Annotated in this window: 15 protein-coding genes; 12 read left to right on the top strand and 3 right to left on the bottom strand. The window is 71.4% G+C overall.

Annotation, left to right across the window (positions count from 1 at the left end; translation table 11 throughout):
* Positions 1-15: 15 nt before the first annotated feature.
* From ruvA to relA, 7 genes are all read left to right on the top strand, one after another.
* The gene (gene ruvA, locus ACZ7EC_RS25455; RefSeq protein WP_471065994.1) at positions 16-624 is read left to right on the top strand and encodes a Holliday junction branch migration protein RuvA; all 609 of its coding nucleotides are present in this window, start codon (positions 16-18) and stop codon (positions 622-624) included.
* A gap of 26 nt (positions 625-650) precedes the next feature.
* The gene (ruvB, locus tag ACZ7EC_RS25460) at positions 651-1,721 is read left to right on the top strand and encodes a Holliday junction branch migration DNA helicase RuvB (protein ID WP_471065995.1); all 1,071 of its coding nucleotides are present in this window, start codon (positions 651-653) and stop codon (positions 1,719-1,721) included.
* A gap of 192 nt (positions 1,722-1,913) precedes the next feature.
* Positions 1,914-2,420, top strand: a complete 507-nt coding sequence (gene yajC, locus ACZ7EC_RS25465) for a preprotein translocase subunit YajC (protein ID WP_471065997.1) — start codon at positions 1,914-1,916, stop codon at positions 2,418-2,420.
* Between the two features lie 145 nt (positions 2,421-2,565).
* Positions 2,566-4,341, top strand: coding sequence for a protein translocase subunit SecD (secD, locus tag ACZ7EC_RS25470; protein WP_471065999.1), 1,776 nt, complete (start codon positions 2,566-2,568; stop codon positions 4,339-4,341).
* Between the two features lie 3 nt (positions 4,342-4,344).
* Positions 4,345-5,442, top strand: coding sequence for a protein translocase subunit SecF (gene secF, locus ACZ7EC_RS25475; RefSeq protein WP_471066001.1), 1,098 nt, complete (start codon positions 4,345-4,347; stop codon positions 5,440-5,442).
* The gene (locus ACZ7EC_RS25480; RefSeq protein ID WP_471066003.1) at positions 5,439-5,978 is read left to right on the top strand and encodes an adenine phosphoribosyltransferase; all 540 of its coding nucleotides are present in this window, start codon (positions 5,439-5,441) and stop codon (positions 5,976-5,978) included. Before secF ends, ACZ7EC_RS25480 begins: the two co-directional genes overlap by 4 nt.
* A 264-nt stretch (positions 5,979-6,242) precedes the next feature.
* Positions 6,243-8,780, top strand: a complete 2,538-nt coding sequence (gene relA / locus ACZ7EC_RS25485) for a GTP pyrophosphokinase (RefSeq protein ID WP_471066005.1) — start codon at positions 6,243-6,245, stop codon at positions 8,778-8,780.
* Positions 8,781-8,860: 80 nt separating this feature from the next.
* Here relA and ACZ7EC_RS25490 read toward each other — a convergent pair whose 3' ends face one another.
* Both ACZ7EC_RS25490 and ACZ7EC_RS25495 read right to left on the bottom strand, forming a co-directional pair.
* Positions 8,861-10,090 (bottom strand): DUF349 domain-containing protein, encoded by a 1,230-nt coding sequence (locus ACZ7EC_RS25490; RefSeq protein ID WP_471066007.1) that lies wholly within the window; start codon positions 10,088-10,090, stop codon positions 8,861-8,863.
* Between the two features lie 145 nt (positions 10,091-10,235).
* Positions 10,236-11,060: a peptidylprolyl isomerase gene (locus tag ACZ7EC_RS25495; protein ID WP_471066009.1), complete on the bottom strand. Its 825-nt coding sequence runs from the start codon at positions 11,058-11,060 to the stop codon at positions 10,236-10,238.
* A gap of 181 nt (positions 11,061-11,241) precedes the next feature.
* On the opposite strand from ACZ7EC_RS25495, the gene ACZ7EC_RS25500 reads away from it, so the two are divergent.
* The 5 genes from ACZ7EC_RS25500 (at position 11,242) to rpsD (ending at position 16,799) form a co-directional block, all read left to right on the top strand.
* On the top strand, positions 11,242-11,949 hold the full coding sequence (locus ACZ7EC_RS25500; protein WP_471066011.1) for an MBL fold metallo-hydrolase: 708 nt from the start codon (positions 11,242-11,244) through the stop codon (positions 11,947-11,949).
* 12 nt (positions 11,950-11,961) lie between these two features.
* Entirely contained in the window at positions 11,962-13,224 is a 1,263-nt protein-coding gene (gene hisS / locus ACZ7EC_RS25505; protein ID WP_471066013.1) for a histidine--tRNA ligase, read from the top strand.
* A 566-nt stretch (positions 13,225-13,790) separates the two neighbouring features.
* The gene (locus tag ACZ7EC_RS25510; protein ID WP_471066015.1) at positions 13,791-14,444 is read left to right on the top strand and encodes a vitamin K epoxide reductase family protein; all 654 of its coding nucleotides are present in this window, start codon (positions 13,791-13,793) and stop codon (positions 14,442-14,444) included.
* Between the two features lie 80 nt (positions 14,445-14,524).
* On the top strand, positions 14,525-15,880 hold the full coding sequence (locus tag ACZ7EC_RS25515; RefSeq protein ID WP_471066016.1) for a replication-associated recombination protein A: 1,356 nt from the start codon (positions 14,525-14,527) through the stop codon (positions 15,878-15,880).
* Positions 15,881-16,184: 304 nt separating this feature from the next.
* Entirely contained in the window at positions 16,185-16,799 is a 615-nt protein-coding gene (gene rpsD / locus ACZ7EC_RS25520; protein ID WP_366668402.1) for a 30S ribosomal protein S4, read from the top strand.
* Between the two features lie 136 nt (positions 16,800-16,935).
* Here the strand turns inward: rpsD and ACZ7EC_RS25525 are convergent, their stop codons facing one another.
* A complete protein-coding gene (locus tag ACZ7EC_RS25525; protein ID WP_471066019.1) occupies positions 16,936-19,071 on the bottom strand; it encodes an ATP-binding protein in 2,136 nt (711 codons plus the stop codon).
* Positions 19,072-19,135 lie beyond the last annotated feature (64 nt).

Raw genomic sequence — 19,135 nt, forward strand, 5'->3', positions numbered from 1 at the left:
GAAAGGCCGTACGGCATGATCGCCTCCGTCAGCGGCACGGTCACCGCGCTCACCCCCGACACCGCGGTGGTGGAGGTCGGCGGCGTCGGCATGGCCGTCCGGTGCACCCCGGACACCCTGGCCACGCTCCGCGTCGGACAGCCCGCCCGGCTGCACACCTCGCTGGTCGTCCGCGAGGACTCGCTGACCCTGTACGGCTTCGCCGACGACGACACGCGCCAGGTCTTCGAACTGCTCCAGACGGCCAGCGGCGTCGGCCCCCGGCTCGCCCAGGCCATGCTCGCCGTGCACACCCCGGACGCCCTGCGCCGCGCCGTCGCCGGCGCGGACGAGAAGGCGCTCACCGCGGTCCCCGGCATCGGCAAGAGGGGCGCCCAGAAACTGCTCCTCGAACTCAAGGACCGCCTCGGCGCTCCCTCCGGCACCGCCCCCGCCGTCGGCGCCCCGGTCACCCAGGGCTGGCGCGATCAGCTGCACGCGGCCCTCATCGGCCTCGGCTACGCCACCCGCGAGGCCGACGAAGCCGTGACCGCAGTGGCCCCGCAGGCCGAGGCGGCGGGCGGCACCCCGCAGGTCGGCCCCCTCCTGAAGGCCGCCCTGCAGACCCTGAATCGCGCTCGCTGACCCCCACCCCTGTTGAGGCACACCACATGAACTGGGACGACACGGCCGACACACCCGACGCCGAGCGGCTGGTGGGCTCCGCCGCCGACCGCGAGGACCAAGCCGTCGAGGCCGCCCTGCGCCCCAAGGACCTCGGCGAGTTCATCGGCCAGGAGAAGGTCCGCGAACAGCTCGACCTGGTGCTGCGGGCGGCCCGCGCGCGCGGCGCCACCGCCGACCACGTACTGCTCTCCGGCGCGCCCGGCCTCGGCAAGACCACCCTGTCGATGATCATCGCGGCCGAGATGGGCGCCCCCATCCGCATCACCTCCGGCCCCGCCATCCAGCACGCCGGCGACCTCGCCGCGATCCTCTCCTCCCTCCAGGAGGGCGAGGTCCTCTTCCTGGACGAGATCCACCGCATGTCCCGGCCCGCCGAGGAGATGCTCTACATGGCGATGGAGGACTTCCGCGTCGACGTCATCGTCGGCAAGGGCCCCGGCGCCACCGCCATCCCCCTCGAACTGCCCCCCTTCACCCTGGTCGGCGCCACCACCCGCGCCGGCCTGCTGCCGCCCCCGCTGCGCGACCGCTTCGGCTTCACCGCGCACATGGAGTTCTACGAGCCCCGCGAACTGGAGCGCGTCGTACACCGCTCCGCGCAGCTCCTGGACGTCGGCATCGACACCGAGGGCGCCGCCGAGATCGCGGGCCGCTCCCGCGGCACCCCCCGCATCGCCAACCGCCTGCTGCGCCGCGTCCGCGACTACGCGCAGGTCAAGGCGGACGGCGTGATCACCAGGGAGATCGCCGCGGCTGCCCTCGCCGTCTACGAGGTGGACGCGCGGGGCCTGGACCGGCTGGACCGCGCCGTCCTGGAGGCTTTGCTGAAGCTTTTCGCCGGCGGACCCGTCGGCCTGTCCACCCTGGCCGTCGCGGTGGGGGAGGAGCGCGAGACCGTCGAGGAGGTCGCGGAACCCTTCCTGGTCCGCGAGGGACTGCTGGCCCGCACCCCGCGCGGCCGCGTCGCCACGCCCGCCGCCTGGACACACCTCGGTCTCACCCCGCCCGGCTCCGCCGCGCCGGGAAACGGACAACAGGACCTGTTCGGGACGTGACGCCACCGGCGCCGGGCGCCCCCGCGCCCAGGCAGTGGCCCGGTGCGGAACCCAGGTGCCATGCTGGGCGTTGTTCCATGTGCGCGGACTCGCTTAGACTCCGCCGATGCCGCCCTTGTGGGCGGCGCCGACACACCCCCATCCCCGAAAAGGCCGCCCTCCGTCGCGGTCGCGCGAAGGAAATCCCGTCCCGTGAACCCGTATACCCTTCTCCCGTTCATCGTGCTCATCGCGGCCATGTTCCTGATGACGCGCTCTGCCAAGAAGAAGCAGCAGCAGGCCGCGCAGATGCGCAATGAGATGCAGCCCGGATCCGGTGTCCGCACGATCGGGGGAATGTACGCGACGGTCAAGGAGATCAACGAGGACACCGTCCTCCTCGACGCCGCTCCCGGCGTGGACCTCCTCTTCGCGAAGAACGCGATCGGCGCCGTCCTCACCGACGACGAGTACAACCGCATCGTGCACGGCATCGAGCACGACCTGAAGTCCGACGCCGACATCGTCCCGGACGACGCCTCCTCCCTCACCGAGACCGACGAGACCGACGGATCTGCCGCCGCTGCCGCCGCCTCCGACGACAAGATCGACCTCGGTAAGAAGGACGCCGACGAGGACACCGCCGGCGAGTCCGGGGCCGCCGAGGCGACGACGGAGGACCAGCCGAAGAAGACCGGCGGCGACTCCGACGCGAAGTAGTCACGCCCCGGTGGCGCGCGAGACGGCATAATCACGCCCCGCGCACCACCGGGCGCGTCTGTTTCCCGCACGGGGAGCCCGACACCATGTCATGGCCGCCGAGCGCCGACCGGGCGCGGGGCGGCCCGAGAGGGAGTACGAGAAGGTGGCAGCACCTAAGAAGGGCCGGAGCTCGAGCGCCCAGGGCAAACCAGGGCGCTCACTGGCCCTGATCCTGATCGCCATCGTGGCGCTCACCGGCGGAATGTTCGCCTCAGGGCACACCACCCCCCGTCTCGGTATCGACCTTGCCGGCGGCACCAGCATCACGCTGACGGCGGTCAACCAGCCGGGCCAGCCGAACGCGATAAACAAGACCAACATGGACACCGCGGTCGACATCATGAACCGCCGTGTCAACGGTCTTGGCGTGTCGGAGGCGGAAGTCCAGACCCAGGGCGATCGCAACATCATCGTCAACATTCCGCGGGGCACGAACTCCAAGGAAGCACAGCAGCAGGTCGGCACCACCGCCAAGCTGTACTTCCGCCCCGTCCTTCAGCGGGAGGCCCAGGGCGCCACCGGGCAGCCCAGCCCGAGCGCCACCAAGGGCGGCAGCCCGTCTCCGGGCGCCTCCACCAGCCCCTCGCCGAGCGCGTCCAAGGGCTCGCAGAAGGCCACCGGGTCAAGCAGCCCCTCGGCGTCCGCGACCACTCAGGGCCGCGCCGTCACCGACGCGCTGAAGAAGACCTCCCCGTCGCCGTCCGCGACCGGTTCCGCGACCCCCGGCACCTCGCCCTCGCCGTCCCCCTCCGGGAACAAGGGCTCCTCCGACCTTCAGGCGCGCTACGCGGCCCTCGACTGCACCAAGCCCTCCGCGCAGAACAGCGCGGGCCAGGGCGCCAAGCCCGGTGAGTCGACCGTCGCCTGCGGCAAGGACGGCAAGATCTGGAGCAAGTTCCTGCTCGGCCCCGTCGCCGTCGACGGCCAGGAGGTGAAGAAGGCGCAGGCCGTCTTCGACACCCAGGGCGCGAGCGGCTGGCAGGTCCAGATGACCTTCGACTCCAAGGGTGCCAAGAAGTTCGCCGACATCACCGGCCAGCTGACGCAGAAGACCACCCCCCAGAACGAGTTCGCGATCGTCCTCGACGACCAGGTCGTCTCCCACCCGTACGTCCAGACCGCCATCACCGGCGGCCAGGCCGAGATCTCGGGCAGCTTCAACCAGCAGGACGCCCAGAGCCTCGCCAACATGCTGTCGTACGGCGCGCTCCCGCTGTCGTTCAAGGAGTCCAGCGTCACCACGGTGACCGCCGCGCTCGGCGGCCAGCAGCTGCACGCCGGTCTGCTCGCCGGCGCGATCGGCCTCGCCCTCGTGATCATCTACCTGGTGTTCTACTACCGCGGGCTGTCGCTCATCGCCGTGGCGTCCCTGATGGTCTCCGCGATCCTCACCTACGTGATCATGTCGCTGCTGGGCCCGACCATCCACTTCGCGCTGAACCTGCCGGCCGTCTGCGGCGCCATCGTCGCCATCGGCATCACAGCCGACTCGTTCATCGTCTACTTCGAACGCATCCGGGACGAGATCCGCGAGGGCCGCTCGCTGCGCCCCGCCGTCGAGCGTGCCTGGCCGCGTGCCCGGCGCACCGTCCTCGTCTCCGACTTCGTGTCCTTCCTCGCCGCCGCCGTCCTGTTCATCGTGACCGTCGGCAAGGTCCAGGGCTTCGCGTTCACGCTGGGCCTGACCACCCTGCTCGACGTGGTCGTGGTCTTCCTGTTCACCAAGCCGCTGATGACGCTGCTCGCCCGCCGCACATTCTTCGCAGGCGGCAGCAAGTGGTCCGGACTCGACCCGGAGAGTCTCGGCGTCAATCCGCCGCTGCGCCGCACCCGCCGTCCCGCCGGTCCGGCCGGCCCTGTCGACCCGAAGGAGGCGTGAGCGATGTCGAAACTCGGCAACATCGGCGCCCGGCTGCACCGCGGCGAGATCAGCTACGACTTCATCGGCAAGCGCAAGATCTGGTACGGCGTCTCCATCCTGATCACCATCACGGCCATCCTCGGCCTGGCGGTGCGCGGCCTGAACATGAGCATCGACTTCCAGGGCGGTGCCGTCTTCACCACGCCGACCAGCATGAACGTCTCGGTCGCCCAGGCGGAGACGTACGCCAAGGACGCCTCGGGCCACGAGGCCGTCGTGCAGAAGCTCGGCAACGGCAGCCTGCGCATCCAGGTCGCCGGACTGGACACCGCCAAGTCCGACCAGGTCAAGCAGAGCCTGGCCAAGGACCTGAAGCTCGACCCCGAGAAGCTCGCAGCCGACCTGGTCGGCCCGAGCTGGGGCCAGGAGATCGCCGACAAGGCCTGGGAGGGCCTGGCGATCTTCATGGTGCTCGTCGTGATCTACCTGGCCATCGCCTTCGAATGGCGCATGGCCGTCGCGGCCCTGGTCGCCCTGATCCACGACATCACCATCACGACCGGTATCTACGCCCTGGTCGGCTTCGAGGTCTCGCCCGGCACCATCATCGGTCTGCTGACCATCCTCGGTTACTCGCTCTACGACACGGTCGTCGTCTTCGACAGCCTCAAGGAGCAGACGAAGGACATCACCAAGCAGACCCGCTTCACCTACAGCGAGATTGCCAACCGGTCGATCAACGGCACCCTGGTCCGCTCCATCAACACCACGGTCGTCGCCCTGTTGCCGGTCGCCGGCCTGCTGTTCATCGGCGGCGGCTTCCTCGGCGCCGGAGACCTCAACGACATCTCCCTGTCGCTGTTCGTCGGCCTCGCGGCCGGTGCGTACTCCTCGATCTTCATCGCCACCCCGCTCGTCGCCGACCTCAAGGAGCGCGAGCCCGCGATGAAGGCGCTCACCAAGCGGATCATGGCCAAGCGCGCCCAGGCCGCTTCGGAGGCCGGCCCCGCCACGGCGGGCGGCGACGCCGACGACGCGGCACCCGCCGTGGTCGGCCCGCGCAGCCAGCCCTCCTCCCGCGGCCGGGGCCGCGGCCGGCAGACGGGCAAGCGCCGATGACCGACATCCAGGAGCTGCTGCTCAGCCGCATCCGCGACGTCGCGGACTACCCGGAGCCGGGCGTGATGTTCAAGGACATCACCCCGCTGCTCGCGGACCCCGCCGCGTTCACCGCCCTCACCGACACGCTCGCCGGCATCGCCACGAGCACCGGCGCCACCAAGATCGTCGGCCTGGAGGCCCGCGGCTTCATCCTCGGCGCCCCGGTCGCCGTCCGCGCGGGCCTGGGCTTCATCCCGGTCCGCAAGGCCGGCAAGCTGCCCGGCGCCACCCTGCGCCAGGCCTACGACCTGGAGTACGGCTCGGCCGAGATCGAGGTGCACGCCGAGGACCTCACCAGCGGTGACCGCGTCCTGATCGTCGACGACGTGCTGGCCACCGGTGGCACCGCCGAGGCGGCGATCCACCTCATCCAGCGCGCCGGCGCGGAGATCGCGGGCCTCGCGGTCCTGATGGAGCTGGGCTTCCTCGGCGCCCGCACCCGCCTGGAGCCGACTCTCGCCGGAGCCCCCCTGGAGGCCCTCCTCCAGGTCTGAGCGAGTCCCCGCCCGCAGACGCCGTACGGCCGCCCCGGCACCCCGCCGGGGCGGCCGTACGGCGTTCTCCCGCCCTTCCCGGAAGCCGGCCCCGCCCCCGGACATCACCGCCCGGACACCTCCCGGAATCCCCTGTGCACTCCTGGCGTTAAAGGGGTAGTCGGTCCCTGCGTTCCGCCTGCGGGCGATCCGCGGCGGCGGGATCGCTACCATGGGGTCTCCGGAGCCTGACCGGGGGACCCGGAACGCGCACGAGGAGCCCTCTTGCCAGACGAGGCCCAGCCACTGACCGCCGCGAAGCCCGAGCCCGCCTCGGCGTCCGCGGCCAAGCCCGCGCCGAACGTGTCGTCCGCCAAGAACGACACCCGCGGGGCGGTCGAGCACGCCCCGTCCGCGCCCGTCGAGAAGTCCGCGGAGTCCGCGCGTCCCAAACCGGCGACCCCCGCCGAGCGCCCCGCCCAGCCCCCCGTGGTGCGCCCGCCCGCCGTGCAGCCCGCCCGCTCCGGCTCCTCCAACCGCGTCCGCGCCCGCCTCGCCCGTCTCGGCGTCCAGCGCGCGAACCCGTACAACCCGGTCCTGGAGCCGCTGCTGCGGATAGTGCGCAGCAACGATCCGAAGATCGAGAACTCCACCCTCCGCCAGATCGAGCGCGCCTACCAGGTCGCCGAGCGCTGGCACCGCGGCCAGAAGCGCAAGAGCGGCGACCCGTACATCACGCACCCGCTCGCGGTCACCACCATCCTCGCCGAGCTGGGCATGGACCCGGCCACGCTGATGGCGGGCCTGCTGCACGACACGGTCGAGGACACCGAGTACGGCCTGGAGGATCTGCGCCGCGACTTCGGCGACGTCGTCGCCCTCCTCGTCGACGGCGTCACCAAGCTCGACAAGGTCAAGTTCGGCGAGGCCGCGCAGGCCGAGACCGTGCGCAAGATGGTCGTCGCCATGGCCAAGGACCCCCGCGTCCTGGTCATCAAGCTCGCCGACCGCCTGCACAACATGCGCACCATGCGCTATCTCAAGCGCGAGAAGCAGGAGAAGAAGGCGCGCGAGACCCTGGAGATCTACGCGCCGCTCGCCCACCGCCTGGGCATGAACACCATCAAGTGGGAACTGGAGGACCTCGCCTTCGCGATCCTCTACCCCAAGATGTACGACGAGATCGTCCGGCTGGTGGCCGAACGGGCGCCCAAGCGCGACGAGTACCTCGCCATAGTGACCGACGAGGTCCAGGCCGACCTGCGTGCCGCCCGCATCAAGGCGACCGTCACCGGCCGCCCGAAGCACTACTACAGCGTCTACCAGAAGATGATCGTCCGCGGCCGCGACTTCGCGGAGATCTACGACCTGGTGGGCATCCGCGTCCTGGTCGACACGGTCCGCGACTGCTACGCCGCCCTCGGCACCGTGCACGCGCGATGGAACCCGGTCCCCGGCCGGTTCAAGGACTACATCGCGATGCCCAAGTTCAACATGTACCAGTCGCTGCACACCACGGTGATCGGTCCCAACGGCAAGCCCGTCGAGCTCCAGATCCGCACCTTCGACATGCACCGCCGGGCCGAGTACGGCATCGCCGCGCACTGGAAGTACAAGCAGGAGGCCGTCGCCGGCGCCTCCAAGGTGCGCACCGACGCGCCCAGGACGGCCGGCAAGGACAAGGACGCCATCAACGACATGGCGTGGCTGCGGCAGTTGCTCGACTGGCAGAAGGAGACCGAGGACCCCGGCGAGTTCCTGGAGTCCCTGCGCTTCGACCTGTCGCGCAACGAGGTCTTCGTCTTCACGCCCAAGGGCGACGTCATAGCGCTCCCGGCCGGCGCCACCCCGGTGGACTTCGCGTACGCGGTGCACACCGAGGTGGGCCACCGCACCATAGGAGCGCGGGTCAACGGCCGCCTCGTACCGCTGGAGTCCACCCTGGACAACGGCGACCTGGTCGAGGTGTTCACCTCCAAGGCGCCCGGCGCCGCGCCCTCCCGCGACTGGCTCGGGTTCGTCAAGTCGCCACGGGCGCGCAACAAGATCCGCGCCTGGTTCTCCAAGGAGCGCCGGGACGAGGCGATCGAGCAGGGCAAGGACGCCATCGTGCGGGCCATGCGCAAGCAGAATCTGCCGATCCAGCGCATCCTCAACGGCGACTCGCTGATCACGCTCGCACACGAGATGCGCTACTCGGACATCTCCGCCCTTTACGCGGCGATAGGCGAGGGCCATGTCTCCGCGCAGAACATCGTGCAGAAGCTGGTGCAGGCCCTCGGTGGCGAGGAGGCCGCCACCGAGGAGATCGACGAGTCGGTCCCGCCGTCCCGCGGCCGGCGCAAGCGCCGCTCCAGCGCCGACCCCGGCGTCGTGGTCAAGGGCGTCGACGACGTGTGGGTCAAGCTGGCCCGCTGCTGCACGCCCGTGCCCGGCGACCCGATCATCGGCTTCGTCACCCGCGGCAGCGGCGTCTCCGTGCACCGCAGCGACTGCCTCAACGTGGAGTCGCTCTCCCGCGAGCCCGAGCGCATCCTCGACGTGGAGTGGGCGCCCACCCAGTCCTCGGTCTTCCTGGTCGCCATCCAGGTCGAGGCCCTGGACCGCTCCCGGCTGCTGTCGGACGTCACCCGCGTGCTGTCCGACCAGCACGTCAACATCCTGTCGGCCGCCGTCCAGACCTCTCGCGACCGCGTCGCCACCTCCCGGTTCACCTTCGAGATGGGCGACCCCAAGCACCTCGGCCACGTCCTGAAGGCCGTGCGCGGCGTGGAGGGCGTGTACGACGTGTACCGGGTGACCTCGGGACGCACCCGGTCGTAAGCATCGCGGCCACCGTGCCGTAAGCACCGCAAAGGGCCCCGTACGCGTGTACGGGGCCCTTTGCGACTGGCTGCGGGGAATCAGCCGCCGAATTCCTGGAGGCCCTTCAGGGCCTGGTCCAGGAGCGCCTGGCGGCCCTCCAGTTCCTTCTGGAGCTTGTCGGCCTTCGCGTTGTTGCCCTGGGAGCGGGCCTGCTCGATCTGCGCCCGGAGCTTGTCCACGGCGGCCTGGAGCTGGCCGGTCAGACCCTCGGCGCGCGCCCGCGCCTCCGGGTTCGTCCGGCGCCACTCGGCCTCCTCGGCCTCCTGGATCGCCCGCTCGACCGCGTGCATCCGGCCCTCGACCTTCGGCCGCGCGTCCCGCGGGACGTGGCCGATGGCCTCCCAGCGCTCGTTGATCGAACGGAAGGCGGCACGGGTGGCCTTCAGCTCGCCGATCGGCAGCAGCTTCTCGGCCTCCTCGGCCAGCTCCTCCTTGAGCTTCAGGTTCTCCGCCTGCTCCGCGTCCCGCTCGGCGAACACCGAGCTGCGGGCCGCGAAGAACACGTCCTGGGCGCCGCGGAAGCGGTTCCACAGGTCGTCCTCGTGCTCGCGCTGGGCGCGCCCCGCGGCCTTCCACTCCGCCATCAGATCGCGGTAGCGGGCCGCCGTCGGACCCCAGTCCGTGGAGCCGGACAGCGACTCGGCCTCGGCGACCAGCCGCTCCTTGATCCGGCGGGCGTCCTCGCGCTGCGCGTCCAGCTGCGCGAAGTGCGCCTTGCGGCGCTTGGAGAACGCCGACCGGGCGTGCGAGAAGCGGTGCCACAGCTCGTCGTCGGACTTGCGGTCCAGCCGCGGCAGGCCCTTCCAGGTGTCCACCAGCGCCCGCAGCCGCTCACCCGCGGCCCGCCACTGGTCGGACTGCGCCAGCCGCTCCGCCTCGGCGACCAGGTCCTCCTTGGCCTTGCGGGCCTCGTCGGACTGCTTGGCCCGCTGGACCTTGCGCTCCTCGCGGCGCGCTTCGACCGTCTCCACGAGCTTGTCCAGCCGGCCGCGCAGCGCGTCCAGATCGCCGACCGCGTGGTGCGCGTCCACCTGCTCGCGCAGGTGGTCGATGGCGGCCTGGGCGTCCTTCGCCGACAGGTCGGTGGTCCGCACTCGCTTCTCGAGGAGGCCGATCTCGACAACCAGGCCCTCGTACTTGCGCTCGAAGTAGGCCAGCGCCTCCTCAGGGGAGCCTGCCGCCCAGGATCCGACGACCTGCTCGCCGTCGGCCGTACGCACGTACACGGTCCCCGTCTCGTCGACGCGGCCCCACGGGTCGCTGCTCACAGCGCCTCCTCCACATGATGCCTGCGGGGTGCCTCAGCGCCCCCGGACATCCACCACAGTTTCGTCACGGCCAACATAGGCGACCAGCGGGTTCCCTGTCCGCATCCAGCGCGACCGAAATTCCGCCCGACGGCCCTGGCCGGCCTCAGGACTTGGTGACCGTCGCCTTGTCGATCACCACGGTCGCGTTCGGGGCCCCGTCGCCCTGGCCGGTGCTCTCGCCCGCCGCCGCGATCTTGTTCAGCACCTTCATGCCGGACGCGGAGATCGTGCCGAACGGCGTGTACTGGGGCGGCAGCGGGCTGTCCTTGTAGACCAGGAAGAACTGGCTGCCGCCGGTGTGCTTCTGGCCGGTGTTGGCCATCGCCACCGTGCCCGCCGGGTAGGTGTTCTTCTTCAGGTCGGCGTCCTTCAGGTTCTCGTCCGGCAGCGTGTAGCCGGGACCGCCCATGCCGGTGCCCTGCGGGTCGCCGCACTGGAGCACGTAGATGCCCTGCGTGGTCAGGCGGTGGCACTTGGTGTGGTCGAAGAAGCCCTTGCCCGCGAGGAAGTCGAAGGAGTTGACGGTGTGCGGGGCGGCCGACGTCTTCAGCGTGATCGGGATGTCGCCGCACGTCGTGGCGAGGTTCATCGTGTACTTCGCCGACGTGTCGATCGTCATCGCCGGCTCCTTCTTCCAGCTGAGCTTCTTCACCGAGCCCGCCGCCGGCTTGCGGCACGGGTCCGGCGCCTTGCTCGGCTTGGCGGACGCGCTCGGCGTCGTCTTGGCACCGGCGTCGGTCTTCTTGCCGTCGCCGCCCAGCGCATGGGTCGTGTAGAGCACCACACTGCCGATCACGACCACGCCCACTACCGACGCGATCGCGGAGTTGCGCACGCGGGCCTTGCGCCGCGACTCGGTGCGTCGCTGCTGCTGCCGCAAGAACTTCTCCCGGGCGAGCTGACGCCGCCGCTGCTCCTGGCTGACCACCGGGTTCTCTCCTCATGCGTGTCGTGTGTCGAGCGGTACGCGTGCGTCCTCGTGGGCCGACCACTGCGTGTAGCCCCGTACCGTATATGGGTTCGCTGAGGAAACGGCAGCGCCGGTAGGCTCTGAGTGCGGCCACGGCCGCCTTGTCACCGCCTGCCCACCGATGAAACGAAGGACGATCGTGCTGATTGCCGGGTTCCCCGCGGGGGCCTGGGGGACGAACTGCTACCTCGTCGCCCCCGCCGCCGGTGAGGAGTGCGTGATCATCGACCCCGGCCATCAGGCCGCCGAGGGAGTCGAGGAAGCGCTGAAGAAGCATCGGCTCAAGCCCGTCGCCGTCGTCCTCACCCATGGCCACATCGACCATGTGGCCTCGGTCGTCCCCGTGTGCGGCGCCCATGACGTGCCCGCCTGGATCCACCCCGAGGACCGCTACATGATGAGCGACCCGGAGAAGGCGCTCGGCCGCTCCATCGGCATGCCCCTCATGGGCGAGCTGACCGTGGGCGAGCCCGACGACGTCCGGGAGCTGGCCGACGGGGCGAAGCTGGACCTGGCCGGCCTGGAGTTCTCCGTCGCGCACGCGCCGGGCCATACCAAGGGGTCGGTGACCTTCCGGATGCCCGAGAGCGCCGACGTCCCGTCGGTGTTCTTCTCCGGGGATCTGCTGTTCGCCGGCTCCATCGGACGCACCGACCTGCCGGGCGGCTCCATGGCGGACATGCTCGGGTCGCTGGCACGGGTGTGCCTGCCGCTCGACGACTCCACCGTGGTCCTGTCCGGCCACGGCCCCCAGACGACCATCGGCCACGAGCGCGCCACCAACCCCTATCTGCGGGAAGTGGCCGCCGGCCAGGGAGCCCCCGCGGCTCCCCGACGAGGAATGTGACGAGAGCTTTCCGTGAGCACCTTCCAGGCCCCCAAGGGCACCTACGACCTGATCCCGCCGGACTCCGCGACGTACCTGGCGGTCCGCGAGGCGATCGCCGCCCCACTGCGCAGCTCCGGCTACGGCTACATCGAGACCCCCGGCTTCGAGAACGTCGAGCTGTTCGCGCGCGGTGTGGGCGAGTCCACCGACATCGTCACCAAGGAGATGTACGCCTTCGAGACCAAGGGCGGCGACAAGCTCGCCCTGCGCCCCGAGGGCACGGCCTCCGTGCTGCGCGCGGCCCTGGAGGCCAACCTGCACAAGACCGGCAACCTCCCGGTCAAGCTCTGGTACTCCGGCTCGTACTACCGCTACGAGCGCCCGCAGAAGGGCCGTTACCGCCACTTCTCCCAGGTCGGCGCCGAGGCGATCGGCGCGGAGGACCCGGCGCTGGACGCCGAGCTGATCATCCTGGCCGACCAGGCGTACCGCTCGCTGGGCCTGCGCGATTTCCGCATCCTGCTCAACAGCCTGGGCGACAAGGAGTGCAGGCCGGTGTACCGGACCGCGCTCCAGGACTTCCTGCGCGGCCTCGACCTCGACGAGGACACGCTGCGGCGCGCCGAGATCAACCCGCTGCGCGTCCTGGACGACAAGCGCGAGTCGGTCCAGAAGCAGCTCACCGGCGCCCCGCTGCTGCGCGACTACCTGTGCGACGCCTGCAAGGCGTACCACGAGGAGGTGCGCGAGCTGATCACGGCGGCGGGCGTGGCCTTCGAGGACGACCCGAAGCTGGTCCGCGGCCTGGACTACTACACCCGCACCACCTTCGAGTTCGTGCACGACGGCCTCGGCTCGCAGTCCGCGGTGGGCGGCGGCGGCCGGTACGACGGCCTGTCCGAGATGATCGGCGGCCCCGCGCTGCCCTCCGTCGGCTGGGCCCTCGGCGTCGACCGCACGGTCCTCGCGCTGGAGGCCGAGGGCGTGCGGCTGGACCTCCCGTCCACCACCTCGGTGTACGCCGTCCCGCTCGGCGAGGAGGCCCGCCGCCTCCTGTTCGCCAAGGTCACCGAGTTGCGCAAGGTGGGCATCGCGGCGGACTTCGCGTTCGGCGGCAAGGGGCTCAAGGGCGCGATGAAGAACGCCAACCGCTCGGGCGCGCGCTACACCCTCGTCGCCGGCGAGCGCGACCTCGCCGAGGGCGTCGTCCAGCTCAAGGACATGGAGTCCGGCGAGCAGACCGCGATCGGCGTCAACGAGATCGTGGCGGAACTGGAGTCGCGGCTCGGCTAGCCGCCGACAGTCGGTGAGCGGGGCGCTGGGGTCTTCTCCAGCGCCCCGCTCATTGGTCCCGCGGACATCGGCGGACCGGACGGCGGAGGTCACGGGCGCGCTGGTCTCGGCGGCCGTCAACTCGGCGGGTGCCGATTCGTCCTGCCGGACGATTCCGGCCCGTGACCGCCCGGCGGGGCCGCCGGTCGCCGGGGCCGCGCCGGGCACCGGGGGCCTCGCCCGCGCCCCGTGGCCGGTTGCCCTGGAGGACCCCCACCGCGGTGCCCTTGCCCGCGCCATCGGGTCCGAGCAGGCCGAACACCTCGCCGCGCCGGATGTCGTGCCGGAGGCCGAGGTCCAGGCCGCCCGCCGTGCTCACGCCCCCGCACCGCTCGCGCGGCCCCGTACGTTCACCGCGAATTCGTTCGCGTGTGCTGTCATGGCCTTGATGTTCCGGCCAAAACCGTGCGGTCCGTGATCGCCGGGCGGACTTTCTTATGTCCATCGAACGGTGGACACATACGGGGGTGCGGCACAATGGCCGGTGCCCGAAGATGGTCCAACTCTCAAGTGACGGAATCGGCGTGATGAGCAAGACGACAGTCAACGACGTCTCCGCGGTGTCCGGCCCCGACCGCGCCGCCGACGGCCGCACGGTGGGCGGCAGCCGCGCCTTCGCCCTGCTTCTGGTCATCACCGGCGCGGCCGGACTGCTGGCCGCCTGGGTGATCACGCTCGACAAGTTCAAGATCCTCGAATACAAGGTCGCGGGCAAGAGCTACACCCCCGGTTGCAGCATGAACCCGGTGGTCTCCTGCGGCAGCGTGATGGAGAGCAAGCAGGCCGCCGCCTTCGGCTTCCCCAACCCGATGCTCGGACTCGTCTGCTACGGCATCGTGATCTGTGTCGGCATGAGCCTGCTGGCCCACGCCCGCTTCCCGCGCTGGTACTGGCTGACCTTCAACTTCGGCACCCTCTTCGGCGTCTGCTTCGTCACCTGGCTCCAGTTCCAGTCCCTGTACCGGATCAACGCCCTGTGCCTGTGGTGCTCGCTGGCCTGGGTCGCCACGATCACCATGTTCTGGTACGTCACCTCGTTCAACGTCCGCAACGCCTTCCTGCCCGCCCCGCGCTGGCTGCGGTCCTTCTTCGGCGAGTTCACCTGGGTGCTGCCGGTCACCCACTGCGGCATCATCGCCATGCTGATCCTGACCCGCTGGGGCAGCGCCCTCTGGGCCTGACCCGCCCGCACCCCTGCCTTCGGCCCGGTCCCGGCAAGGGGTCGGGCCGCATTGTCAGTGCCGTGTCTTAGGGTTTCAGCGTGGAACCCGACCTCTTCACCGCCGCAGCCGAAGAACGCCAGGAGAAGGACCCGGCGGCCAGTCCCCTGGCGGTGCGCATGCGCCCGCGCACCCTCGACGAGGTCGTGGGCCAGCAGCACCTGCTCAAGCCCGGCTCGCCGCTGCGCCGCCTGGTCGGCGAGGGCTCCGGCGGTCCCGCCGGACCGTCCTCTGTGATCCTGTGGGGCCCTCCCGGCACCGGCAAGACCACCCTTGCGTACGTGGTCTCCAAGGCCACCAACAAGCGCTTCGTGGAACTCTCCGCGATCACCGCGGGCGTCAAGGAGGTGCGCGCGGTCATCGACGGCGCCCGCCGCGCCACCGGCGGCTTCGGCACCGAGACCGTCCTCTTCCTGGACGAGATCCACCGCTTCAGCAAGGCCCAGCAGGACTCCCTGCTCCCCGCGGTCGAGAACCGCTGGGTGACCCTGATCGCGGCCACCACCGAGAACCCCTACTTCTCGGTGATCTCCCCGCTGCTGTCCCGCTCCCTGCTGCTCACCCTCGAACCCCTCACCGACGACGACATCCGCGGCCTGCTCCGCCGCGCCCTGACCGCCGAGCGCGGCCTGAAGGGCGCGGTCACCCTCCCCGAGGACACCGAGGAGCACCTGCTGCGCATCGCGGGCGGCGACGCCCGGCGCGCCCTGACCGCCCTGGAGGCCGCCGCCGGGGCCGCCCTCGACCAAGGCGAGAGCGAGATCTCCCTGGCCACCCTGGAGCAGACCGTGGACCGGGCGGCGGTGAAGTACGACCGCGACGGCGACCAGCACTACGACGTCGCCAGCGCCCTCATCAAGTCCATCCGCGGCTCCGACGTGGACGCCGCCCTCCACTACCTCGCCCGCATGATCGAGGCCGGCGAGGACCCCCGGTTCATCGCCCGGCGGCTGATGATCTCCGCCAGCGAGGACATCGGCCTGGCCGACCCGAACGCGCTGCCCATCGCGGTCGCCGCCGCCCAGGCCGTCGCCATGATCGGCTTCCCCGAGGCGGCCCTCACCCTCAGCCACGCCACCATCGCCCTCGCGCTGGCCCCCAAGTCCAACTCCGCGACGACCGCGATAGGCGCCGCCCTGGCCGACGTCCGCAAGGGCCTGGCCGGCGCCGTCCCGCCGCATCTGCGCGACGGCCACTACAAGGGCGCCGCCAAACTCGGCCACGCGCAGGGCTATGTGTACCCGCACGACCTGCCCGAGGGCATCGCCGAGCAGCAGTACGCCCCGGACGCGATCAAGGACCGCGAGTACTACGCGCCGACCCGGCACGGCGCCGAGGCGCGCTACGCGGACGCGGTCGACTGGACCCGCAAGCACCTCGGTCGCAGACGGTCCTGAGCAGCCTGTAGACTGCTGCGAAGTGCCCAGTCCCGTGCCGTCAGAGCGGGACAGCGGGCCGGAGACCCCGTCCTCCGGGACGGACTCCAGGAGCGTCGCGCACCGTCGAACGGTGTCGCGGGCAGCCCACCACCACCCGGACCCCCGGAGCGGTCGGTGGGCCACTCGCGTGCTGCACGTATGTGCCCAGACCAGGGAAGCGGCTGCCCAGCGGGTCCCCAGCGGACCGGCGGGTCTTCCCGGCTGCGGATGCGACCTCCCGAAACATCTGGCAAGCCGAACACTACGAAACGAGATTGAGACAGTGGCGAACCAGTCCCGCCCCAAGGTCAAGAAGTCGCGTGCCCTCGGTATCGCGCTGACCCCGAAGGCCGTCAAGTACTTCGAGGCCCGCCCCTACCCGCCGGGCGAGCACGGCCGCGGCCGCAAGCAGAACTCGGACTACAAGGTCCGTCTGCTGGAGAAGCAGCGCCTGCGCGCGCAGTACGACGTGTCCGAGCGCCAGCTCGTCCGCGCCTACGAGCGTGCCTCCAAGGTTCAGGGCAAGACCGGTGAGGCCCTGATCATCGAGCTGGAGCGCCGCCTCGACGCGCTGGTCCTGCGTTCGGGCCTCGCCCGCACGATCTACCAGGCCCGCCAGATGGTCGTCCACGGCCACATCCAGGTCAACGGCCAGAAGGTCGACAAGCCGTCCTTCCGTGTCCGTCCGGACGACGTCGTGCAGGTCCGCGACCGCTCCAAGGACAAGACGCTGTTCCAGATCGCCCGTGAGGGTGGCTTCGCCGCGGACGGCGAGACCCCGCGCTACCTCCAGGTGAACCTCAAGGCCCTGGCGTTCCGCCTGGACCGCGAGCCGAACCGCAAGGAGATCCCGGTGATCTGCGACGAGCAGCTCGTCGTCGAGTACTACGCCCGCTGACCCCAGCCCCGGCGCAGCACCGCACTCCGGCCCGCCGTCTCCCGCCCGCGAGGGCAGGGGGCGGCGGGTCCGCGTTTTCCGGGCGCGCGCCGCGTCCAGGCCGCGCCGCGCACCCCTCCCGCCGGACCTGCCGGACCTACCTGCCCTTTCCCGCCTCGTGGCCCCCGCCTGCCCGCACAGCGGCCCGCCGCCCCGCCCCGCGTGGCGCCGGCACCGCGGCCGCGGCCCGGACCCCCGGCCCGCCCAGCGCCCGGCGCACCGCCGCCTCCCGGTCCAGGCGCCCCCCGCGCCGTACGCACTCCTCGTAACGGGCATCGCCCAGCGCGCCGCGGGCGGCCGACTCGCACTGCGCGTGCGGCGCGTTGTAGTGCGCCGAACCGAACAGGGGCAGCCCCACCGAGGGCCACAGCCGGGCGGCGGCGCCCTGGAGGACGGCCGCCTCGGCGTGCTCGCCCTCGGTCGCCGTCACCAGCGCGAGCAGTTCCAGGGCCAGGACCGAGCCGAGCAGATCGTCGAAGGCGTGGGCGTGGCGCAGGCACTCGGCCAGCAGCTCCCGCGCCCGCTCCGGGGCGTCCTCCCGGCAGGCCGCGTACGCCAGGACGTACAGCGCGTACGACCGCGCCCAGCGCTCCCCGCGCTCCTCGCAGACCCGGCGCACGTCCTCGCACAGTCCGACGGCCTCCGGCAGGTCCCCCTGGAAGGCGCGCGCCATCGCCAGCTCGACGCGCCCCATCAGCACATTGCTGTTCAGCTCGCCGAGCTCCCGGTAGCGCGTCAGCGCCGAGCGCAGCAGCGTTTCTGCACGCGGCAGATCGTCCGTGACCAGCGCCAGACATCCGGTGCGGTGCTCCGCGTACGCCAGCGCCAGCGCCTCCCCCGACCGCCGCGCCCGCTCCCGGCACCCGCGCAGCACCCGGAGCGCCGGCCCGCTGTCGCCCTGGAGCACCGCCACATAGCCGAGCACCCACAGCGCCTTCAGCCGGGACCGCTCGTAACCCGACTCCAGCGCCACGCTCCGCTCCAGCCAGCGCCGCCCCTCCGCCAGTCGCCCGCAGCCCACCCAGCAGAACCACAGCGACCCCGCCAGGTACTGCCCCAGATGCGCCCCCGCGGGCTCGGTGAGGCAGAACTCCAGCGCGGCCCGCAGGCTGGGCAGCTCCACCGCCACCCGCGCGGCCACCTCCCGCTGCCGGGGCGAGAACCACTCCAGCTCGCACCAGGTCGCCAGGCCCAGGTACCAGTCCCGGTGCCGCCGCCGCAGCCGCGCCGCGTCCCCGGTCGCCTCCAGCCAGCCGGCGCCGTAGGCCCGCACGGTGTCCAGCATCCGGTAGCGCACCCCCGCCTCGGTCTCCTCGCGGGCGATCACCGACTGGGCCAGCAGCTCCGAGAGCACGTCCAGGATGTCCGCCTCGGGCAGCCCGTCCCCGCTGCACACGTATTCGACCGCCTCCAGGTCGAAGCTCCCCGCGAACACCGTCAGCCGCGCCCACAGCAGCCGCTCGGGGCCGGTGCACAGTTCATGGCTCCAGCCGATCGCCGTGCGCAGCGTCTGGTGCCGGGGCGGCGCGCCGCGCCCGCCGCCGGTCAGCAGCCGGAACCGGTCGTCGAGGCGGTCCAGCAACTGCGCGGGGGACAAGGCCCGCAGCCGCGCCGCCGCCAGCTCCAGCGCCAGCGGGATGCCGTCCAGCCGGCGGCACAGCTCGCGCACCTCGGGGCCGTCGGCCACCGTGATCCCCTGCTCCCCGGCCCGCTCGACGAGCAGCTCGACCGCCTCGTCCGCGCCGAGCGGCGCCAGCGGGAACAGCCGCTCGCCCGCGAGGCCCAGCGGGCGCCGGCCCACCGCCAGCACCCGCAACTCCGGCAGTCCGCGCAGCAGTTGCGCGACCAGCTCGGCGGTGGCCGCCACCAGATGCTCGAACCCGTCGAGGACCAGCAGCACCGGGCGCGCGGCCAGTTGCTCCGGCAGCGTCTCGCGCGGCGGCCGGGTGGTGTGATCGGTCAGCCCGAGGGCCTCGGCCACCGCGTACTCCACGAACTCCCCGTCGTGCACGGACGCCAGCTCCACCCAGCCGTGCGCCGTGTCCCAGCCGGCGACGACGCGCGCAGCCAGCCGGGACTTGCCCACTCCGCCGGCCCCGGTCACCGTCACCAGGCGGGCCGAGCGCAGCGCCGCGGCGAGAGCCGCCGCCTGCGCCGTCCGTCCGACGAATCCGGTCAGTTCAAGGGGTGGCTCGCCATCGGCGAAAGGTTCTGGGCACTGAGGACCTCGCATGGGACACGGAGCGTACTGAACCGTGTTCAGTCCGTACAATCGCTTCCCGTGACTCCACCGTTCC

The sequence above is a fragment of the Streptomyces sp. NPDC037203 genome (assembly GCF_055605065.1).

Bases quoted from the DNA above. Each gene is read 5' to 3' on its own strand.
- ruvA (WP_471065994.1), top strand. From the start codon at position 16: ATGATCGCCTCCGTCAGCGGCACGGTCACCGCGCTCACCCCCGACACC.
- ruvB (WP_471065995.1), top strand. From the start codon at position 651: ATGAACTGGGACGACACGGCCGACACACCCGACGCCGAGCGGCTGGTG.
- secF (WP_471066001.1), top strand. From the start codon at position 4,345: ATGTCGAAACTCGGCAACATCGGCGCCCGGCTGCACCGCGGCGAGATC.
- ACZ7EC_RS25480 (WP_471066003.1), top strand. From the start codon at position 5,439: ATGACCGACATCCAGGAGCTGCTGCTCAGCCGCATCCGCGACGTCGCG.
- ACZ7EC_RS25510 (WP_471066015.1), top strand. From the start codon at position 13,791: ATGAGCAAGACGACAGTCAACGACGTCTCCGCGGTGTCCGGCCCCGAC.
- ACZ7EC_RS25525 (WP_471066019.1), bottom strand. From the start codon at position 19,071: ATGCGAGGTCCTCAGTGCCCAGAACCTTTCGCCGATGGCGAGCCACCC.